The organism is Paracoccus alcaliphilus, assembly GCF_028553725.1.
GTDB classification, from domain to species: Bacteria; Pseudomonadota; Alphaproteobacteria; order Rhodobacterales; family Rhodobacteraceae; genus Paracoccus; species Paracoccus alcaliphilus.
In genome coordinates, this window is sequence record NZ_CP067124.1 from 3,216,571 (window position 1) to 3,236,373 (window position 19,803).

The window sequence follows — 19,803 nt, forward strand, 5'->3', positions numbered from 1 at the left end:
GCGTCCCGCGACGGTGGGGGGCTGCCTGCCCTTCTCTATCGGGCCGCTTCCGGCCAGCAAACGCTAGAAACCCCTTGTATTGTTGGCTCAAGTGCCGCTTTTGGTGCCATGGGCGGTGCCAGAATGAGGGAAGCGGATGGCTGGTCAGGCGAGACATTTGAAGGTCAAGGACGGTCGATTCTATGCCCGCCTTGCGGTCCCTGCGCGGCTGCACCAGATCATCGGCAAGACCGAGCTTGTCGTCCCTCTGGGCGGTGAACGTCGCGCGGCGATGAAGGCGCTACCGGCTGCCGTGGCGACCCTACAGCGCCAGATCGACACTGCCGAGAGCAAGACCAACGTCAACCGGCTGGACGATCCGCGCAGCCCGATCACAACGCAGGATTATGGCCGCGCGGTCTGGGCGCGGTATCAGGCGATGCTGGAAGCCGACGACGCCACACGCGCCGCGCATCCATCACCCCGGACGATCAGCGATGAACAGGCTCGACTGCTGGCGCACATGAACAGCGGCGCGGTGCCTGCCGCTCCTCTGGCGGTGCTGGACGCAACGCTTGACCTGACGCGGCTGCACAGCATCCGCGAAATCGACCAATCCGTCCGACAGGTGAAGCTGGACGCCCTGCGCGACGATCTGGCGGCTGGTCGAACCCATCTTGTCGAACATGAGGTTGACGACTTCCTGTTGCGCAACAGCCTGACCGCGCCCGAAGGATCAGCTGAACGCGCGGTGCTGGCGAAGCAGATCATCCGCGCCGAGATCGAGGCGCTGGAACGCACCCGTGAGCGTGACAGGGGTGATTATGGCGGGAAGCCTGCCGACCCGGCTGTAAAGCCGCCAGCGCCCCCCATAGATACGCTGGTGCCGGTCAACCTTGCCAAGCTGCTGGAAGCCTATGTTACGGCGAGAACGCAGGCCGGTTCTATGAAGGATGGCGGCAAGCGGCCCCGCCCCGTAATTGATAATCTTCGCAAGTTTCTGGGTCATTCCGACGCCCGGCGAGTCACCAGAAAAGATTTTCTGGAATGGCGTAAGCACCTGATGGGACCATGCAAGCTGTCCGGCAAAACCGTTGATTCTATCTACCTGTCGTTGGTCCGGTCACTCTGGTCATGGGCGGTTGATAGCGAGATTCTGCCCGAGAACGTCGCGGCGACTGTCAGGCAGGCGAGGCCGAAGCGCCAGCGCACCCGCGAGGCCGGATATACCGATGCCGAGGCCCTCGCGGTCCTGAAAGCAACGGTTCCCTATCAGCCGAAGCAGGATAGCAACGGGCGCATCCATGAGGCATCAAAATTCACCAGCGCGAAACGATGGTTGCCGATCCTTTGCGCCTTCACCGGGGCGCGCGTGGCCGAGATGGCGCAGCTTCGGAAAGAAGATGTGCGCCAAGAGGGCGACCGCTGGGTGATCCGCGTCACCCCGGACGCGGGAACGGTGAAGGCTGGCGGCTATCGCGACGTGCCGCCGCACCGGCAGGTGATCGACCTAGGGTTTATCACTTTCGTGGAAGTCGCGAAGCCCGGCCACCTATTCCATAATGAGGCTGACCCGGCCAGATCAGCTATTGTTGCGGGCCGCTTAGGCAGCAAGCTGGGCAACTGGCTACAAGAGGCGCATCTGGTCCCTACTGGCGTCCAGCCGTCGCATGGCTGGCGGCACCGCTTCAAGACGCAAGCGCGGGAACTCGGGCTTTCGGATCGGATTGCCGACACCATCCAAGGCCACGCTGGCAAGACCGCATCCGACGACTACGGCGACGTTTCCCTGATCGCCAAGGCCCGCGTGATCGACCAGTTGCCGGAATACGATCTGTATTAATGATCAATTACATTGATCATTAATACTTGACCTATCATTATGATTGAGTCATTCTTGCGATAGTAACTATTGCGAGTTTGCGCAGTGTCCATGTTGTCGCGCCTTGGCCGTATGTTCGGCCAAGGCGAACCCATCGAGCAGAAATCAATCAGCCTGACCGACCCCGAAGCCTTCGAGCTGTTCGGCGTTCAACCTGTCGCCTCTGGCGTATCCGTCACCGCCGCCAGCGCCATGCGCGTTCCCGCCGTTCGCCGTGCTGTCAGCCTGATTTCGGAATCCGTCGCTACGCTGCCCTTCAAACTCTATGAACAGGCCAGCCGCGAAGGCGCGCGGGATCACCCGGCTTTCGCCCTTGTCCATGATCACGCAAACGACTGGACCAGCGCCGAAGCCTTCCGCGAACAGTTGACCGTTGATGCCCTGTTGCACGGCCACGGCTTTGCACAGGTGGCCCGCAACGGCGAAGGCAAGCCGGTCTTTCTGCTGCGCATGGACCCCGGCGCGGTCTCAATCGAATATGACGATTACGGCGAACCGTCTTACCGCATCCGCCTGAAAGGTGGCGGCGATCAGGTTCTGCCCTACAGCCACGTGCTGCACATTCAGGCGCTGGGCAGCGTCAGCCCGATCAGTCTGGCCCGCGAGGCCATCGGGCTTACTGTGGCCGCCGAACAGCACCTTGCGGGTTTCTATCGCAATGGTGGCCGCCCTTCCGGCGTGATCCGGCACCCGAACAAGCTGGATGCCGAGGCGATCAAGAAACTGGCTGCAAGCTGGTTCACGTCCCATTCCGGTGATCAGGCAGGCAAGACGGCGCTCCTTGATGAAGGCATGGAGTTTCAGGAAATCGCCCTGAAGCTTAATCGGTCGCTGCACCAGATCAAGCAGGAAAGCGACGCGCAAAAAAAAGTTGCCTGATCCTATGAGACACAACCGCAGGTCCGCCGTATAGGCGAGATACGGGACAGGCATGACCTGCGGCACCCTGCGCCGGAACCGTGTTGCGATTAGAGGTGAGTGCGCGCTAGCTTCCGGCAGAACCCCGTCACGGCACGGCGATTTTCCCTTAGGTCGCGCGGTGTCACTTTCAGACCCCGGCCTCCCGTTCGCCGGGGTCTTTCTTATTCTGCTGACGCAACGTCACACGGTGCCAGAATTGGTGCTAAATCAGGCGCCGGATATTTTCATAATCCATTGAAATAATTGAAATATTCTGCCTGAACTTGCGGACTTGCTGCCCCCCACACCCCCCGGAGGTATTTTCGAGGAGTGCGAGGGATCAGGTCAGGGATCAGACGAATTGTTCGCGTAGCAGGCGTTCTTCAAGGCCGTGGCCGGGATCGAACAGCAGGCGGTGCGAGACGTCGCTGGCGCTGACCACCTCGACATGGCGGACGTGGCGGACCCAGCGGGAATCGGCATCGGCCATCAGCGGACGGCGCTCGGGGTCGATCACCTCGATCTCGACCCGCGCCACCTTGGGCAGAAGCGCGCCGCGCCAGCGGCGGGGACGGAAGGGGGCGATGGCGGTGAGCGCCAGCACATCGGAATCGATCGGCAGGATCGGGCCGTGGGCCGAGTAGTTATAGGCGGTCGAGCCCGCGGGCGTCGCGATCAGTGCGCCGTCGCAGACCAGTTCCTCCATCCGCAGGCGACCATCGACGAAGATCCGCAGCTTGGCTGCCTGCGGACCCTCGCGCAGCATGCTGACCTCGTTGATGGCCAGCATCTCGTGCAGTTCGTCATTCATGTCGGTGGCGCGCATGCGCAGCGGGTTGATGACGGTTTCCTCGGCCAGAAGCAGCCGCCGGGGCAGATCGTCCTCGGAATAGGCGTTCATCAGGAAACCGACCGTCCCGCGATTCATGCCATAGACCGGCAGGCCAAGCCCCTGCGTCGCGTGCAGCGTCTGCAACATGAAGCCGTCGCCGCCCAGGGCAACCACGATATCGGCCTGTTCCAGCGGCGCCTGCCCGTAACGCTGCGCCATCCGCGCAAGCGCTGCCTCGGCCGAGTCGGCCTTGCTGGCGGTGAAATGGATGCGGGGTGTCATGTTCGGGGGATCATCGTCGGGCAGGGTCTCCTTGCTGCGGCAAGCATCGGCGGGGCGTGGGCGGAACGCAAGCCCCCGCCTCGGGGCGGCATCAGACGTTTTGACACTTTCCGCAGCGACACCCCTGCGCTAGAAGACGGAAATCCCAGCTGGCTTCAGCCCGAAAGGACATGCCCGATGAACGCACCGAACCGCGAGAACGGATTTTTCACCGAAACCCTGAGCAGCCGCGACCCCGAGATCGCCGATGCCGTCGGCAAGGAACTGGGCCGTCAGCGCGACGAGATCGAGCTGATCGCATCCGAGAACATCGTCAGCCGCGCGGTGCTGGAGGCGCAGGGCACCGTCCTGACCAACAAATATGCCGAAGGCTATCCGGGCAAGCGTTATTATGGCGGCTGCCAGTATGTGGACATCGTCGAGACTCTGGCGATCGAGCGGGCCAAGCAGCTGTTCGGCTGCGAATTCGCCAATGTGCAGCCCAACAGCGGCAGCCAGATGAACCAGGCAGTGTTTCTGGCGCTGTTGCAGCCCGGCGACACCTTCATGGGGCTGGATCTGAATTCCGGCGGCCACCTGACCCATGGCAGCCCGGTGAACATGTCGGGCAAATGGTTCAACGTGGTCAGCTATGGTGTGCGCCAGCAGGATCAGTTGCTGGACATGGAAGAGGTTCGCCGCAAGGCGCTGGAAAGCAAGCCCAAGCTGATCGTGGCCGGTGGCACCGCATACAGCCGCATCTGGGACTGGGCCGCCTTCCGCAAGATCGCGGATGAGGTCGGCGCATATCTGATGGTGGATATGGCCCATATCGCCGGGCTGGTCGCGGGCGGGCAGCATCCCTCGCCCCTGCCCCACGCCCATGTCGTGACCACCACCACGCATAAATCCCTGCGCGGCCCGCGCGGCGGCATGGTGCTGACCAATGACGCCGACATCGCGAAAAAGATCAACTCGGCGGTGTTCCCCGGCTTGCAGGGCGGCCCGCTGATGCATGTGATCGCCGCCAAGGCGGTCGCCTTCAAGGAGGCGCTGGAGCCGTCGTTCAAGGATTACGCCGCGCAGGTCGTCAAGAACGCGCAGGCGATGGCGGATGAGCTGATGAAGGGCGGTATCGACATCGTGTCGGGCGGCACCGACAACCACCTGTGTCTGGCCGATCTGCGCCCCAAAGGCGTGACCGGCAAGGCGACCGAGGCCGCCCTTGGCCGGGCCCATATCACCTGCAACAAGAACGGCGTGCCGTTCGACCCGGAAAAGCCCTTTGTCACCAGCGGCATCCGTCTGGGCGCCCCTGCCGGCACCACCCGCGGTTTTGGCGAGGCAGAGTTCCGCCTGATCGCCCGCTGGATCGTCGAGGTCGTCGATGGGCTGGCCGCGAATGGCGAGGAAGGCAATGCCGAGGTCGAGGCCAAGGTGAAGTCCGAGGTGGCCGAGCTTTGCGGGCGTTTCCCGCTTTACGCCGGCATGTGATCGCCGCCCTTTCGCACTGAACACCCGAATCCGAAGCCCCCGCCATCACGAATGGCGGGGGTTTTTCGTCATCGGTCAGGCTTTCCGGCAGGCCGGGCCGTGGCGCGATGACGCAGCCCGGATATTACGCGCAAGAGTTTGATCTGGATCATGTTTTACCGGCGCACAAGGGTTCACGGCAGGCGGGCACAAGCAGAAGGAACCATCAGATGAAAACGCTTTGCCTTGCCGCCGCTGCGGCGCTTGCCCTTGCCGGTCCGGTCGCTGCCCAGTCGGCGGGCGACTGGACGCTGGGTTTCGGGATTGCGAATGTCGATCCGAAATCGGACAATGGCACGCTGGCCGGGGGCACGGTTCCGACCAGCATCGGCGACAATACCCGCCCGCAGATCACCTTTGAATATTTCATCCGCGACAATATCGGGATCGAGGTTCTGGGCGCCCTGCCCTTCAAACACTCGATCCGCTCGAACGGGACCGAGATCGGCACGGTCAGGCATCTGCCGCCGGTCGTGTCGCTGCAATATCACTTTGACCTGACCCCGCAATGGAAGCCCTTTGTCGGCGTCGGCGTGAACTTCACCGGCTTTTTCGACGCCGAAGCCAAAGGCCCGCTGGAAGGTGCCGATCTGCGGGTCAAGAACTCGTGGGGGCTGGCCGCGCATCTGGGCACGGATTACTGGATCAACGACCGCGCCGCGCTGCGTGCCGATCTGCGCTGGATCGACATCGATTCTGACGTGATGCTGGGCGGGGCCAAAATCGGCAGGGTCGAGGTCGATCCGGTCGTCGTCGGCGTCAGCTATGTGATGAAGTTCTGATCTGCCCGCCGGGGGCGCATCCTGCCCGGATGCGCCGTCAGTTCCGGTCGCGCTGATAGGACTTCAGCAGGATCACCTGCCGCGCGGTCTCGTTCAGCTTGCAGGCCGGTTCCGCCAGAATGCCGCCGGTGCCGCGCCCGTTGGTCAGCTTGTCATAGGCGCAGCGGGCGTCGCGGAACCCGATCCAGCCCCGCTCCATCGCGACCAGAGCTTCGGCGCGGTCGGCGCCGCGTTCCTCTTCGGTGGCCTTCAGCGCCTCATAGGTTTCACCCAGCGTCGTTTCCCAATATTGCCATTCCGCGTCCAGACAGTTCCACTGCCGGTCGATCAGCGGCACTTCGGCATGTTCTGCCTCGGCATAGGCAAGGCAGCTTTCCTGCCCGACGCCGGCGCAATCCAGCCGTGCGCCATCGGTTCCGGCCTCATCCAGACATGCCTCGACCAGCGCCGGATCGAGGCCCGAGGAATCACCGGCATATGCCCCGGCGCCGGGCAGGGCCAGCGCCAGTCCCGCCAGCAGTATCACGGATTTCATCGCACACCCCGTCATTGCTGCAAATAGTTGGTCAGCCAGATCGTTTGCCGCGCGGTCAGCGTCAGCACGCAATAGGTCTGCGCCGGACCGCCACCCGTGCCGCCGCCCCAGCGGCTGCGTTCGTAATCGCAGGCGGAATCGCGATAGGTGATCCAGTCCTTCTGCATCTGCTGCAAATGCGGCAGCTGCTTTTCGGCGGCGGAATTGAGGATCGCCATTTCCTTGTCGGTATCCTCGGCCAGCGCCACCAGCTTGTCATAGGTCTCGTTCAGCCGCGCGTCCCACAGGTCCAGTTCCTGCCCCAGACAATGCGACATGCCGATGGTCGTCTGCCCGTTCGCACCCCGGCTGCATTGCGTGGCGGCCTTGCCGATACAGCTTTCGGGACCGTCCGCGCCATTGCCCCGGGCGCCCTCAAGACAGGTTTCCAGAACCGATGCGTCAAGCTGCGGAAGGTCCGGCTGTTCCTGCGCCATCGCGCCCCCCGCAAGGATGGTCAGGGCAGCGGTGAGGGTCAGAATACGCATCGGCAATCTCCTTGTTGGCGCCGCGCGAAGCCTGCGGTTTTGGCGGCAAGGCGTCAAGCGGGTGATGCGAAACAGGGCGACGAAGGGCGGAACATGGATTATGACCCCTTGCGGAACGGATGAAGGGGTCGGGATGGTCACCATAGCGGTTCTGCGCCATGCACCGGCGCTGACGGGCGGCAGGCTGGCGGGGCGCGGCGATGTCGATGCCGATTGCGGTGACGCGGCGGCCTTCCGCCGCATGCGCCAGCAGGTGCGGCAGATGCTGGGCGCGGATCTGCGGGCGCTGTCCTCGCCCGCGCGGCGCTGCGTGCAGACGGCGGGGGCGATGGGATTCGCGCCGCCGCCGACCGATCCCGGCCTGTGGGAACAGGATTACGGCGCGTGGGAAGGGCTGACCTATGAGCAACTGCCCGATCTGGGGCCACTGCCGACCCATCAACTGGCCGCGCATCGCCCGTCCGGCGGCGAAAGCTTTGACGACATGGCCGCCCGGGTGCAGCCGGTGCTGCGATCCGTGGCGCATGATACGCTGATCTTCGGCCATGCCGGGACCGCGCGCGCCGCGCTGGCGCTGGTGGTGGGGCATCGGGCGCTGTCCTTCGCCATCGCGCCGCTGTCCTTGACGGTGCTGCGCCGTTCCGGCATGGCCGGGGCCGAGACTTGGGCGATCGAGGCCGTCAACCTGACCGCCCTGCCCTGAGACCCGGAATCCGCCGATGGCCCTGACCGCACTTGTCGCGCTGCTGATCGATGCCGCCATCGGCTGGCCGGATCGGATCTATGCCCGGATCGGCCATCCGGTGACATGGCTGGGGCGACTGATCGCGGCGCTGGACCGGCGCTGGAACCGGGGCGAATCGCGCGTATGGCGGGGGGCGCTGGCCAGCATGCTGGTGATCCTTGCCGCGCTGCTGCCCGCGCTGATCCTGCAAAGGGTGCTGGGGCCGGTTGCGGCAGGGCTGCTGGCATGGCCGCTGGTCGCGGCGCGGTCGCTGCATGACCATCTGCGGGCCGTGCAAGTCCCGCTGGCGGCGGGCGATCTGGCCGGAGCACGGGCTGCCACGGCGATGATCGTGGGCCGCGACGTGCGTCAGGCCGACAGCCCCGCCCTGTCACGCGCCGCCATCGAAAGTCTGGCCGAGAACGCATCCGACGGGGTGATCGCGCCGCTGTTCTGGGCGGCGATCTTCGGGCTGCCGGGCATCGCCGCCTATAAGGCGATCAACACGCTGGATTCGATGATCGGCCACCGCTCGCCCCGGTATCAGGATTTCGGCCGTTTCGCCGCGCGGCTGGACGATGCGGCGAACTGGATCCCCGCCCGGCTGACCGCGCTGCTGTTCGCCGCCGCCGCGCGGTCGCGGCAAGCATGGCGGATCGCGGTGCGGGACGCGGGCGGGCATCGCTCGCCCAATGCGGGCTGGCCCGAGGCCGCGATGGCGGGCGCGCTGGGGGTGCGGCTGTCGGGGCCGCGCGTCTATCAGGGCCGGCTGTCGGCCGAGCCGTGGCTGAACGGTGATGCCCCCGACCCCGATGCCGCCAGCATCGCCGGGGCGCTGCGCCTCTATCGCCGGGCGGTGGCGGTTTTCGCGGGGCTGCTGCTGGTTCTGACGCTGCTGTGATCCTGTGGGACGACTATTTCGCACGGCCCCCGGCCCGCATTTCCTTTTCGTTTGCCTGCGGGGGCTTAAGCCGCAGCAGTGACGACTGCCACCCAAGCCGGTGGCCAATACGGGCAAGGACGATATGACCAAGCGATATCGGCTGATAGTGATCCTTCTGCTGCTGGGGGCCGTGGCGACGGTCGCCTGGCTGCGGCTGAACGACGCGCAGGGCGCCGACCGCCCCGCCGTCCTGACCGCACCGGTCAATCGCGGCACGATCGAGCAGACGGTGCTGGCCGAAGGTATCGTCAAGCCGCTGCGGATGGTCGCGGTCGGGGCGCAGGCATCCGGGCGGATCACGGCGGTTCATGTCAGCGTCGGCCAGCAGGTCAGGCAGGGCGACCTGATCGCCGAGATCGATTCCGTCACCCAGACCAACGACCTGCGCAATGCCGAGGCCTCGCTGGCCAATGTCCGCGCGCAGCTTGCCTCGCAGCAGGCGCAGCTGCGGCTGGCGGAACGGACGCTGGAACGGCAAAGCCAGATGCGCCGCAATCTCAGCGTGACGCAGACCGATTACGACAGCGCCGAAGAGGCCGTGGCCGTCGCCCAGGCCCAGATCGAGGCGCTGGGGGCGCAGATCGCGCAGGCCGAGATCGGGATCGAGACCGCCCGCGCCAATCTGGATTATACCCGCATCACCGCCCCCATCGACGGCACCGTTCTGGCCGTCGTCAGCCAGGAGGGGCAGACGGTGAACTCGGTCCAGCAGGCACCGACCATCGTGGTGCTGGGGCAGCTGGACCAGATGCAGGTGCTGGCGCAGATTTCCGAGGCCGACATCATCCGCGTCGAGGCCGGCCAGCCGGTCTGGTTCACCACGCTGGGGGAACCACAGCGCGTCTATCACGCCACGCTGGAGGCGGTTGAACCCGCGCCGGAATCGGTGGTCAATGACAGCAGCCTTGCGGGCAGCAGCGGCAGCAGCAGCACCACCACCTCCGAGGCGATCTATTACAACGGCCATTTCACCGTACCGAACGAGGACGGGCGGCTGCGCACCTATATGACGGCGCAGGTCCATATCGTGCTGGGCCGGGCCGAGGATGTGCTGACCCTGCCCTCGGTCGCGCTGGGGCAGATCGCGGCGGACGGCACCCAGACGGTGCGGGTACAGACCCGCGACGGCCAGATCGAGACGCGGCAGGTCCGCATCGGCCTGAACGACAGGGTGAATGCCGAAGTGGTCGAGGGCCTGTCGGAAGGCGACCGGGTGGTGACCGGACAGGCGGCGGACCGGGCCGCTGGCGGATCGGGCGGCGGCTCGATGCGCCGTCCGCCGATGGGGTTCTGAGATGGGCGCGGACATTTCCGGCGCGCCGTTGATCGAACTGAAGGGTCTTGGCCGCGAATATCCGGCGGGCGAAATCACCGTGCCGGTGCTGCGCGATGTCGATCTGACCATCCGGGCGGGCGAATTCGTCGCCATCATCGGCGCATCGGGGTCGGGCAAATCGACGCTGATGAATATCATGGGCTGTCTGGACCGCCCCAGCAGCGGCAGCTATCGCATCAAGGGGCGCGAGACCTCGCGGCTGGAACCGGACGAGCTGGCGGCGCTGCGCCGCGAAAGCTTTGGCTTCATCTTTCAGCGCTATCACCTGCTGACGGAACTGACCGCGCTGGGAAATGTCGAGATCCCGGCGATCTATGCCGGGGCCAGCCCGGATGCGCGGCGCGAAAGGGCCATCGCGCTGCTGGCACGGCTGGGCATGGCGGAACGTGTCCACCACCGCCCCGGCCAGTTGTCGGGCGGCCAGCAGCAGCGGGTGTCCATCGCGCGGGCGCTGATGAACAATGCCGAGGTGATCCTTGCCGACGAACCCACCGGCGCGCTGGACAGCCATAGCGGGCAAGAGGTGCTGAAGATCCTCGAAGAACTTCACGCCGAGGGCCGCACCGTCATCATCGTCACCCACGACCCCAATATCGCCGCCCGCGCCGACCGGGTGATCGAGATCAGCGATGGCCGCATCATCCGCGACAGCGGCGCCGCCACGCCCGTCGCCACCCGACCCGAGGGCATCGCCACCCGCCATGTCCGGCTGCTGCGGGCGCTGTGGATCCGCTTTGCCGAGGCGTTCCGCATGGCGCTGCTGTCGATGAGCGCGCATAAGCTGCGCAGCTTTCTGACCATGCTGGGGATCATCATCGGCATCGCCTCGGTCGTGTCGGTGGTGGCGCTTGGCGAGGGCTCTCGCCAGAAGGTGCTGGAAAACATCTCGGGGCTGGGCACCAATACGCTGGAAATCTTCGCGGGCCGGGATTTCGGCGACCGCCGTTCGGGCCGGATCAAGACGCTGGTGGTCGAGGACGCCCATGCGCTGAGCCGCCAGCCCTATGTCGCCGCCGTCACGCCCACTGTCACCGCCAGCGCAACGCTGCGCCACGGCTCGACCGAGCTGAACGCGCAGCTGCGCGGCGTCGGCGAACAGTATTTCGACGCGACCGGCGTCACCGTTACCGCCGGGCGCGGTCTGGACGCGGCCAGCATTCAGGGCATGGTGCAGGACGTGGTGATCGACGAGAACACCCGCGACAGCCTGTTTCCCGATGCCTCGGTAGATCCGCTGGGGCAGGTCATTCTGGCCAACAACGTCATGCTGCGGGTGATCGGGGTGGCCAGCGCCAGCCAGTTCGGGCCGGGCGGCGGGCAGAACCTGTCGCTCTATCTGCCCTATACCACGGTGCAGGCGCGGTTTCTGGGCTCGAACAGTCTGGCCAGCATCACCGTGCGCGTGGCCGACGATGTGGATACCACGCTGGCCGAACAGGGGGTCGAGGCCCTGCTGACCCAGCGCCACGGCACCAAGGATTTCTTCATCGTCAACACCGACGAAATCCGCCAGACCATCACCAGCACGACCGAAACGCTCAGCCTGCTGATCGCGGCCATCGCCATCATCTCGTTGCTGGTCGGTGGCATCGGGGTGATGAACATCATGCTGGTTTCCGTGTCCGAGCGCGTGTCCGAGATCGGCGTGCGCATGGCCGTCGGCGCAAGGCGCACCGACATCATGCAGCAATTCCTGATCGAGGCGGTTCTGGTCTGCATGATCGGCGGCGTGCTGGGCATCCTGACCGCGCTTGGCTTTGGCGCGGCGTTCGGGCGGCTGACCAGCAATTTCTCATTCGTCTATTCGACGCAGGCCATCGTCGCGGCGGTGCTGTCGGCCACCCTGATCGGCATCGCCTTCGGCTTCCTGCCCGCGCGCAACGCCTCGCGGCTGGACCCGGTCGAGGCGCTGGCCAAGGGATAAGGTCCCGTCGCCCCCCAGTGGTCATTCCCGCCTGATGGGGATAAGGCGAAGGGACGAAGGAAGGACATTCCATGCTGCGTCAGTTCTTTTCCTATTACCGGCCCTGGCTGGGGCTGTTCTGGCTGGATTTCGGCTGCGCCGTGCTGTCGGGCCTGCTGGAACTGGCCTTTCCGCTGGCCATCACCGCCTTCATCGACCATCTGCTGCCGCGCGGCGACTGGACGCTGACCATGGCGGCGGCGGCGGGGCTGCTGGCGCTTTATGCCGTCAATGCCGGGCTGCTGACGGTGGTGACCTATTGGGGCCACAAGCTGGGCATCAATATCGAGACCGAGATGCGCGCCCGCGCCTTCGATCACCTGACCCGGCTGTCATGGCGCTGGTATGACCGCGCCCGCACCGGCAAGCTGGTCGCCCGCGTCACCCGCGATCTGGAAGAGATCGGAGAGGTCGCCCATCACGGCCCCGAGGATGCCTTCATCGCGCTGATGACCTTTGTCGGCGCGTTTATGCTGATGTTCTGGATCAACCCGCAACTGGCCTTCATCGTGGCGATGATCGTTCCGGCGATGCTGGCGCTGGTGATCGTCTATGGCGGGCGGATGACGCGGACATGGCGGGCGATCTATTCCCGCGTCGGCGATTTCAACGTCCGGCTGGAAGAGGCGCTTGGCGGTGTCCGCGTCGTGCAGGCCTTCGGCAACGAGGCCCATGAAAGTCATCTTTTCGCCGCCGACAACGTGCGCTATCGCCGCGCCAAGCTGGATGCCTATCGGGTCATGGCGGCTTCGGCGGCGCTGCAATACATGGGGCTGCGGCTGGTGCAGGTCGCGGTCATGGTGGTCGGCGCGGGCTTCGTGCTGTCGGGCGAGCTGACCACCGGCGGCTTTGTCGGGTTCCTGCTGCTGGTCGGGGTCTTCTATCGCCCGCTGGAAAAGATCGCCGCCGTGATCGAAACCTATCCGCGCGGCATCGCCGGTTTCCGACGTTATCAGGAACTGCTGACGACCGAGCCCGAGATCGCCGACAGACCGGACGCCATCGAGGCCCCTGCCCTGCGCGGCGATATCCGCTTTGACGGTGTCAGCTTTGCCTATGACGCGGGCCGCCCGATCCTGACCGGGGTCGATCTGACCGTGACGGCGGGCGAGACCGTGGCCTTTGTCGGACCTTCGGGGGCGGGCAAGACCTCGCTGCTGGCGCTGCTGCCGCGGTTTTACGAGCCGACCGGCGGGCGGATCACCATCGACGGGCTGGCACTGGCCGAAATGCGGCTGAACAGCCTGCGCCGCCAGATCGGGCTGGTCAGTCAGGACGTGTTCCTGTTCGGCGGCACATTGCGCGAGAATATCGCCTATGGCCGGCTGGGCGCCTCGGATGACGAAGTGAACGAGGCCGCGCGGCAGGCGCAGATCCTGTCGCTGATCGAAAGCCTGCCCGAGGGGCTGGACACCGTGGTGGGCGAACGCGGCGTGATGCTGTCGGGCGGGCAGAAACAACGCGTGGCGATCGCCCGCTGTTTCCTGAAGAACCCGCCGATCCTGATCCTCGACGAGGCCACCTCGGCGCTGGACAGCCAGACCGAGCGCGAGATTCAGGCGGCGCTGGATGCGCTGTCGGTGGGGCGCACGACGCTGGTCATCGCCCACCGGCTGGGCACCATCCGCCATGCCGACCGGATCGTGGTGATGGATCAGGGCCGCATTGTCGAAACCGGCAGCCATGCCGAGTTGATGGCGAGGAACGGCATCTATGCGAAGCTGGCGGCCTGAGGGGGCAAAGCCCCGCCGCCCCCATCGAAGGGGCGCCGGGGCTGCGGGGACAGGCCCCGCGGTTGCGCCCGGCGGCGGCTGGCGGTCAGGCCATCAGCTCCAATAGGCGACGGCGGTGAAATCGCGGCGGTCGAAGCCGCGTTCGGTCAGGCTGCGGCGGGCAGCGCGGGCCTCTTCCGCCTGCGCGGCGAACCAGACATAGACGCCCTTGCCCGGCAGCACCGCCGCCTGCGCCGCCAGCAGATCGTCGCATTGCCGCACCCGGGGATCATTCAGCAGCCCGGCCAGATCGGCGGTGCTGGCCCGGATGCAGGCGCGCACCTCATACTTTGCCAGATCCAGCATCCGGATGATCGCGGGCAGCGCAGTCTCATCACCGAACAGCCACAGGGTTTCGGCATCGGGGCACCAGCCGCCGCCGGGGCCGATGATGCCGACCTGTTGCCCGATGGGGTCGTTATCCGCCCAGTCGCAGGTCGGGCTGCCCTTGTGGCGGAAGATGTCGAAATCCAGCAAGTCATCCTGCTGCCCGATCACGGTATAGACCGGGCGATGCAGCGCATCCGGCCCCTCGGGCCAGGTGGTGCGGCCATTGGCGGCGATGCGCGGCCAGACCGGCGCGCGGCCCGGCTGCGGCAGAAGCAGGCGGAAATGCAGGCTGGTTTCGCCGAAACGCGCGGCCTCGGGGCCTTGCAGGCGGACGCGAACAAAGCCCGGCGTGCGCGGCGTGACCGAAACCACCCGCATCAGCGACAGGCCCGGTGCCAGCGCACCCTCGTTCACCCGGTCCCATTTGACGCTGAGACCCTCGGCCTCGAACAGTTCGGTGGCACTGTCCTGCAAGGTGCCGATCAGACGCGCCTCGGGGGCCATCAGGTCGATGCGGACGGTGTCATCCTCGGGCGTCAGGCGCAGTTCGCAGCCCCAGACGAACAGGCTGAGCCGTTCGGGGTTTTCGATCAGCGGCACCTCCCACGCGGCGGCGCGGGCCTTGAGCGCGGCCACGGCGGCGCCGGCGCGCGAAGGGATGATGCCGACCGAGCGATGGGTTCTGAGAACGGACATGCCGGGTTCCTTTGTCCAGAGGGCTTTCTCGGGACAAATCCATATACCAGATCATTTCACTCAACAATAGCCGCGACGCGCCGCGGCGATCATTTCCGCCGCATCGCATCCATCAGCGCCGCGCCAAGACTGCCGGTGTCACTGCCGGTCCGGGGCGCGGGTTTCGATGCGACAGCGTGCTGCCTGTCGCCCTTGCCCTGCGACGGGCGGGCGCCACGGTCGTGCTGCGCACCGCCATCCTTGCGCATGGTCAGCCCGATGCGTTTGCGTGGCACATCGACCTCGGTCACGCGGACGCGGACGACATCACCGACCTTCACGACCTCGTTCGGGTCCTTGATGAAGCGGTCGGCCAGTTGGCTGATATGGACCAGCCCATCCTGATGCACGCCGATATCGACGAAGGCACCGAAGGCCGCCACATTCGTCACCGTGCCTTCCAGCGACATGCCCGGGCGCAGGTCCTTGATATCCTCGATCCCGTCGGCAAAGCTGGCGGTGACAAAGCCGGGGCGCGGGTCGCGGCCGGGTTTTTCCAGTTCCGCCAGAATGTCGCGCACGGTGGGCAGGCCGAAACTGTCATCCACGAACTGTTCCGCCCGCAGCCCCTTCAGCACCGTCCCGTCACCCATGATCGCGCGAATATCACGACCGCAGGCGGCGACGATTTTGCGGGCCACACCGTAAGCCTCGGGGTGAACCGAGGAGGCATCCAGCGGCTCCTTGCCGCCCTGGATACGCAGGAAGCCCGCACATTGCTCGAAGGCGCGGGGGCCAAGGCCGGTCACCTTCTTCAGCGCGGCCCGGGACGGAAAGGCGCCGTTCTCATCGCGCCATGCGACGATATTCTGCGCCAGCGACGGCCCCAGCCCGGCGACATGGGCCAGAAGCGGCGCGGATGCCATGTTCAGGTCCACGCCGACGGCGTTCACGGCATCCTCGACCACCGCCTCCAGCGTCTTGGCAAGCTGGCGCTGGTCCACATCATGCTGATATTGCCCGACCCCGATCGATTCGGGCGGCACCTTGACCAGTTCGGCCAGCGGATCCTGCAGGCGCCGCGCGATCGAGACCGCGCCACGCAAGCTGACATCCAGATCGGGGAATTCCTTCGCCGCCAGTTCGGATGCCGAATAGACCGAAGCCCCGGCCTCGCTGACGACCACCTTCGTCGGCTGTTTGACGCCTTTGGGCAGGCGTTTCAGCACCTCGGCCACCAGCCGCTCGGTTTCCCGGCTGGCGGTGCCGTTGCCGATGGCGATCAGGTCGGCACCATGTTTCGCGATCAGCGCCAGCAGCGTGGCCTCGGCCCCGCGCAGGTCGTTCTTGGGCTGGAAGGGATAGATCGTCGCCGTGTCCAGCAGCTTGCCGGTGGCATCGACGACCGCGATCTTGCAGCCGGTGCGGATGCCGGGATCGACGCCGATGGTCACGCGCGGCCCCGCAGGCGCGGCCAGCAGCAGATCCTTGAGGTTGCGGCCAAAGACGCGGATCGCCTCGTCATGGGCGCGTTTGCGCAGCTCGGTCATCAGGTCGATATACATGGTGTTCGACAGCCGAACCCGCCATGTCCAGCCCGCCACCTGCCGCAGCCACTGATCGCCGGGCCGGTCGCCAAGCGTGCCGATGGCGCGGATCACGATACCCTCGGCTCGCTGCGCCCCGGTCTCGGGGTCGGGCGAGATGTCGATGGTCAGGATTTCCTCTTTCGCCGCCCGCAGGATCGCCAGCGCACGATGCGAGGGGATATCGGCCCATTTCTCGCGATGGTCGAAATAGTCGCTGAACTTGGCGCCGGCCTCCTCTTTCCCGGCAATCACCTTGGCGGCGATGAAGGCGTCGCGGCGCATGAAATCGCGCAGACTCCCCAGCAGAGAGGCGTTTTCCGACAGCTCCTCGACCAGAATGTCGCGCGCGCCGTCCAGCGCGGATTTCACATCCGGCACGGCGTCGGTGATGTAACCGGCGGCCAAGGCAGCCGGATCGGCGGCGCGGTCGTCCTGAATGGCGCGCAGCAGCGGCTCCAGCCCGTTTTCGCGGGCAATCATTGCCTTGGTGCGGCGCTTGGGCTTGAACGGCAGATAGATGTCTTCGAGCGCGGCCTTGGTTTCGGCCCCGGCAATGGCGCGGGCCAGATCGTCGGTCAGCTTGCCCTGCTCCTTGACAGAGTTCAGGATCGCCGCCCGCCGCGCCTCCATCTCGCGCAGATAGGCCAGCCGGTCGGACAGGTTGCGCAACTGCGTATCGTCCAACCCGCCGGTGACCTCTTTGCGGTAACGCGCGACGAAGGGCACGGTCGCGCCGCCATCCAACAATTCCGCCGCCGCCCGGACCTGAGCGGGCGCGGCGCTGATTTCAGTCGCGATGATGCGGGCGATACGGTCGGCGGTGGCGTCGGCAAGGGCCAAGGCGATCTCCTCAGGCTGTGGGAAGATCGTTCTAGCGCCAAGCCACCGTCGCGCCAAGTGCCCTCATCCGGTGGCGATCAGCGCCAGATCGCTGACGCCCCGCGCCTGCAACGCCCGCCCCGCGCGCCATGCCCTCAGCCCGCTGCGGCAGGCCAGAACCACGCGCTGCCCGGCGGGCGGCTGCCAGTCGCCGATGGCCCGGGGCGCGATCCGCATGGCGCGAGAGGTGACGGGCTGCGGCGCCTCGTCCGTGCCGCGCAACTCGATCACGCAATCGGCGTCCATCAGCTGCCCGCGCCCGATAAAGCGCAGCTGTGACTGGGCCTCGGGTTCCGCCGCGCCGTCGAAACGAAAGCCGGAACAGCGCCAGTTCGCCAGATCCAGATTGACAATCTGCCCCAGCGGCGAGGGCGTCAGCCCCAGCAGCACCGACAGCGCCATCTGCGCCTGCATCGCCCCCAGCATCGCCACGACCGGCCCCATCACCCCCGCCGTGGCGCAGCTGGCCGCCGTCTCGGGCAGGTCAGGAAAGACCGCCCGCAGCCCCGGCGCATGGCCGCAGAACCCGCCGGCATAGCCCTGCCGCCCCAGCACCGAGGCCGAGATCAGCGGCACCCCGCGCGGACCGCAGGCATCCGACAGCATATAGCTGACGGCGAAACTGTCGGCGGCGTCGATAACCAGATCCACGCCCGCCAGCAGCGGTGGCAGATTGTCGGGGTCCAGATGCAGCGCCAGGGCGTCAACGCGAATTTCGGGGTTCAGCCCCCGCGCCGCCTCTGCCGCGCATCCGGCCTTGGGGCGACCCAGATCGCCCATACGGAACAGGGTCTGGCGGTGCAGGTTGCTTTCCTCGACCAGATCGTCATCGACAATGGCGATCCGGCCCACCCCGGCCCCGGCCAGCGCCGGGATCAGGCTTGCGCCCAGACCGCCCGCGCCGACGATCAGCACATGCGCGGCCCCCAGCCTTGCCTGACCCGCGCTGCCGATCTGCGGCAGGATCATCTGGCGGTCATAGCGTGACATGACGTATCCCCTTGCGCTGGCCTTCGGTGGCGGCGATCCATTCGCGGGTGCGGGCCTCGGGGTCGGGCGCCATCTGGATATCGGTCACCACGGCGGCGCTGTCGGCGCCTGCGGTAAAGACGCCGGGCAGCCGCGCGGGCGTCAGCCCGCCGATGGCGACCAGCGGCACATCGCCCACCCTGCGCCGCCATTCCGTAACGCGATCAAGACCTTGCGGCCCCCATTTCATCTTTTTCAGCAAGGTCGGCCAGACCGGCCCCAGCGCGACATATTCCGGGTCAAGCGACAGGGCGCGGTCAAGTTCGGCCCCGTCATGGGTGGACAGGCCAAAGCGGATACCCGCCCGGCGCAGGGCGTCGAAATCGGCGCTGTCCATGTCCTCTTGCCCCAGATGGACGAAATCGACGCCCATATCCAGCGCCAGTTGCCAGTAATCGTTCAGCACCAGCGTCGTGCCATGCGCCCGGCAGACGGCCTGCGACCGGGCGATCTGGTCGCGCAGCACGTCCTGCGGCTGATCCTTCACCCGCAGTTGCACCAGCCGCACACCCAGCGGCACCAGACGCTCCAGCAGCCCGGCATCGCCGCAGATCAGATAGAAGGGATCCAGCCTCATGCCAGCACCGCCATGCCGAAGATCGGGGTCGAGGCCACCGCCATGTCGCGGCGCGGCATCAGCCCGGCCTCATGCGCCATGCGACCGGCCCCGACCGCCTGCCCGAAGGCGCGGGCCATCGCAACCGGATCGGCCGCCTGCGCCACCGCCGTATTCAGCAGCACCGCGTCAAAGCCCATCTCCATCGCCCGCGCGGCCTGCGACGGCGCGCCGATACCCGCGTCGATCACCAGCGGGATATCCGGGAAATGCGCCCGCATCGAGCGCAGCGCATCATGGTGGCGCAGCCCCTGCCCCGAACCGATAGGCGCGCCCCAGGGCATCAGGACGCGGCAACCGGCCTCGACCAGTTTTTCGCCAAGGATCAGATCCTCGGTCGTATAGGGAAAGACCTCGAAGCCGTCGGCGCACAGCACGCGGGCGGCCTCGACCAGCGCGAAGGGGTCGGGTTGCAGCGTGTCGGCATGGCCGATCACCTCCAGCTTGATCCAATCCGTCCCAAAGACCTCGCGCGCCATGCGGGCGGTGGTGATCGCCTCGGACGCGGAATGACACCCCGCCGTATTGGGCAGCACGCGACAGCCGGATGCGGCGATCAGGTCGCGAAAGCCCGCGCCGCCCACCCCTTCGCGGCGCAGCGAGACGGTGACGATCTGCGCGCCCGACGCCGCGATAGCATCGGCCAGCACCGCGGGCGAGGGATATTGCGCCGTCCCCAGCATCAACCGCGATTCCGGCTGGAAACCGTAAAACAT

The 19,803-nt window shown here is 66.3% G+C and carries 17 protein-coding genes; 9 read left to right on the forward strand and 8 right to left on the reverse strand.

Annotated elements, in window-relative coordinates; genetic code table 11:
- Positions 1–157 precede the first annotated feature (157 nt).
- The gene (locus JHW40_RS16680; RefSeq protein WP_244519130.1) at positions 158–1,822 is read left to right on the forward strand and encodes a site-specific integrase; all 1,665 of its coding nucleotides are present in this window, start codon (positions 158–160) and stop codon (positions 1,820–1,822) included.
- Between the two features lie 90 nt (positions 1,823–1,912).
- Positions 1,913–2,740, forward strand: coding sequence for a phage portal protein (locus JHW40_RS16685; protein WP_090610968.1), 828 nt, complete (start codon positions 1,913–1,915; stop codon positions 2,738–2,740).
- 373 nt (positions 2,741–3,113) lie between these two features.
- Here JHW40_RS16685 and JHW40_RS16690 read toward each other — a convergent pair whose 3' ends face one another.
- The gene (locus JHW40_RS16690) at positions 3,114–3,875 is read right to left on the reverse strand and encodes an NAD kinase (protein WP_090610969.1); all 762 of its coding nucleotides are present in this window, start codon (positions 3,873–3,875) and stop codon (positions 3,114–3,116) included.
- Between the two features lie 177 nt (positions 3,876–4,052).
- On the opposite strand from JHW40_RS16690, the gene glyA reads away from it, so the two are divergent.
- Together glyA and JHW40_RS16700 are read left to right on the forward strand one after the other, a co-directional pair.
- Positions 4,053–5,348 carry a serine hydroxymethyltransferase gene (glyA, locus tag JHW40_RS16695; RefSeq protein WP_090610970.1) on the forward strand — a complete coding sequence of 432 codons (1,296 nt, stop codon included), beginning with the start codon at positions 4,053–4,055 and terminating at the stop codon, positions 5,346–5,348.
- 209 nt (positions 5,349–5,557) lie between these two features.
- A complete protein-coding gene (locus tag JHW40_RS16700) occupies positions 5,558–6,169 on the forward strand; it encodes an OmpW/AlkL family protein (RefSeq protein ID WP_090610971.1) in 612 nt (203 codons plus the stop codon).
- Positions 6,170–6,206: 37 nt separating this feature from the next.
- Here JHW40_RS16700 and JHW40_RS16705 read toward each other — a convergent pair whose 3' ends face one another.
- The gene (locus JHW40_RS16705; RefSeq protein WP_170851753.1) at positions 6,207–6,704 is read right to left on the reverse strand and encodes a lysozyme inhibitor LprI family protein; all 498 of its coding nucleotides are present in this window, start codon (positions 6,702–6,704) and stop codon (positions 6,207–6,209) included.
- A gap of 11 nt (positions 6,705–6,715) precedes the next feature.
- Positions 6,716–7,231, reverse strand: coding sequence for a lysozyme inhibitor LprI family protein (locus JHW40_RS16710; protein WP_170851754.1), 516 nt, complete (start codon positions 7,229–7,231; stop codon positions 6,716–6,718).
- A 133-nt stretch (positions 7,232–7,364) separates the two neighbouring features.
- Between JHW40_RS16710 and JHW40_RS16715 the strand changes: the two genes are divergently transcribed.
- The 5 genes from JHW40_RS16715 to JHW40_RS16735 all read left to right on the forward strand — a co-directional run bounded on the left by JHW40_RS16715 (position 7,365) and on the right by JHW40_RS16735 (position 13,930).
- Entirely contained in the window at positions 7,365–7,934 is a 570-nt protein-coding gene (locus JHW40_RS16715; protein ID WP_244519131.1) for a histidine phosphatase family protein, read from the forward strand.
- A gap of 16 nt (positions 7,935–7,950) precedes the next feature.
- Positions 7,951–8,856 carry an adenosylcobinamide-phosphate synthase CbiB gene (gene cbiB / locus JHW40_RS16720; protein WP_090610974.1) on the forward strand — a complete coding sequence of 302 codons (906 nt, stop codon included), beginning with the start codon at positions 7,951–7,953 and terminating at the stop codon, positions 8,854–8,856.
- A 124-nt stretch (positions 8,857–8,980) separates the two neighbouring features.
- Positions 8,981–10,192: an efflux RND transporter periplasmic adaptor subunit gene (locus JHW40_RS16725; protein WP_090611073.1), complete on the forward strand. Its 1,212-nt coding sequence runs from the start codon at positions 8,981–8,983 to the stop codon at positions 10,190–10,192.
- A gap of 1 nt (position 10,193) precedes the next feature.
- Entirely contained in the window at positions 10,194–12,158 is a 1,965-nt protein-coding gene (locus JHW40_RS16730) for a MacB family efflux pump subunit (protein ID WP_090610975.1), read from the forward strand.
- Positions 12,159–12,229: 71 nt separating this feature from the next.
- Entirely contained in the window at positions 12,230–13,930 is a 1,701-nt protein-coding gene (locus JHW40_RS16735; RefSeq protein ID WP_090610976.1) for an ABC transporter ATP-binding protein, read from the forward strand.
- 93 nt (positions 13,931–14,023) lie between these two features.
- Here JHW40_RS16735 and JHW40_RS16740 read toward each other — a convergent pair whose 3' ends face one another.
- From JHW40_RS16740 to JHW40_RS16760, 5 genes are all read right to left on the reverse strand, one after another.
- A complete protein-coding gene (locus JHW40_RS16740) occupies positions 14,024–14,995 on the reverse strand; it encodes a siderophore-interacting protein (RefSeq protein WP_090610977.1) in 972 nt (323 codons plus the stop codon).
- An 89-nt stretch (positions 14,996–15,084) separates the two neighbouring features.
- Complete coding sequence (locus JHW40_RS16745; RefSeq protein ID WP_090610978.1) at positions 15,085–17,403, reverse strand: Tex family protein; 2,319 nt, start codon at positions 17,401–17,403, stop codon at positions 15,085–15,087.
- Between the two features lie 63 nt (positions 17,404–17,466).
- Positions 17,467–18,432 (reverse strand): HesA/MoeB/ThiF family protein, encoded by a 966-nt coding sequence (locus JHW40_RS16750; protein ID WP_090610979.1) that lies wholly within the window; start codon positions 18,430–18,432, stop codon positions 17,467–17,469.
- A complete protein-coding gene (locus JHW40_RS16755) occupies positions 18,419–19,042 on the reverse strand; it encodes a thiamine phosphate synthase (RefSeq protein ID WP_211657245.1) in 624 nt (207 codons plus the stop codon). Before JHW40_RS16755 ends, JHW40_RS16750 begins: the two co-directional genes overlap by 14 nt.
- A 2-nt stretch (positions 19,043–19,044) precedes the next feature.
- Positions 19,045–19,803, reverse strand: coding sequence for a thiazole synthase (locus tag JHW40_RS16760; RefSeq protein WP_090610981.1), 759 nt, complete (start codon positions 19,801–19,803; stop codon positions 19,045–19,047).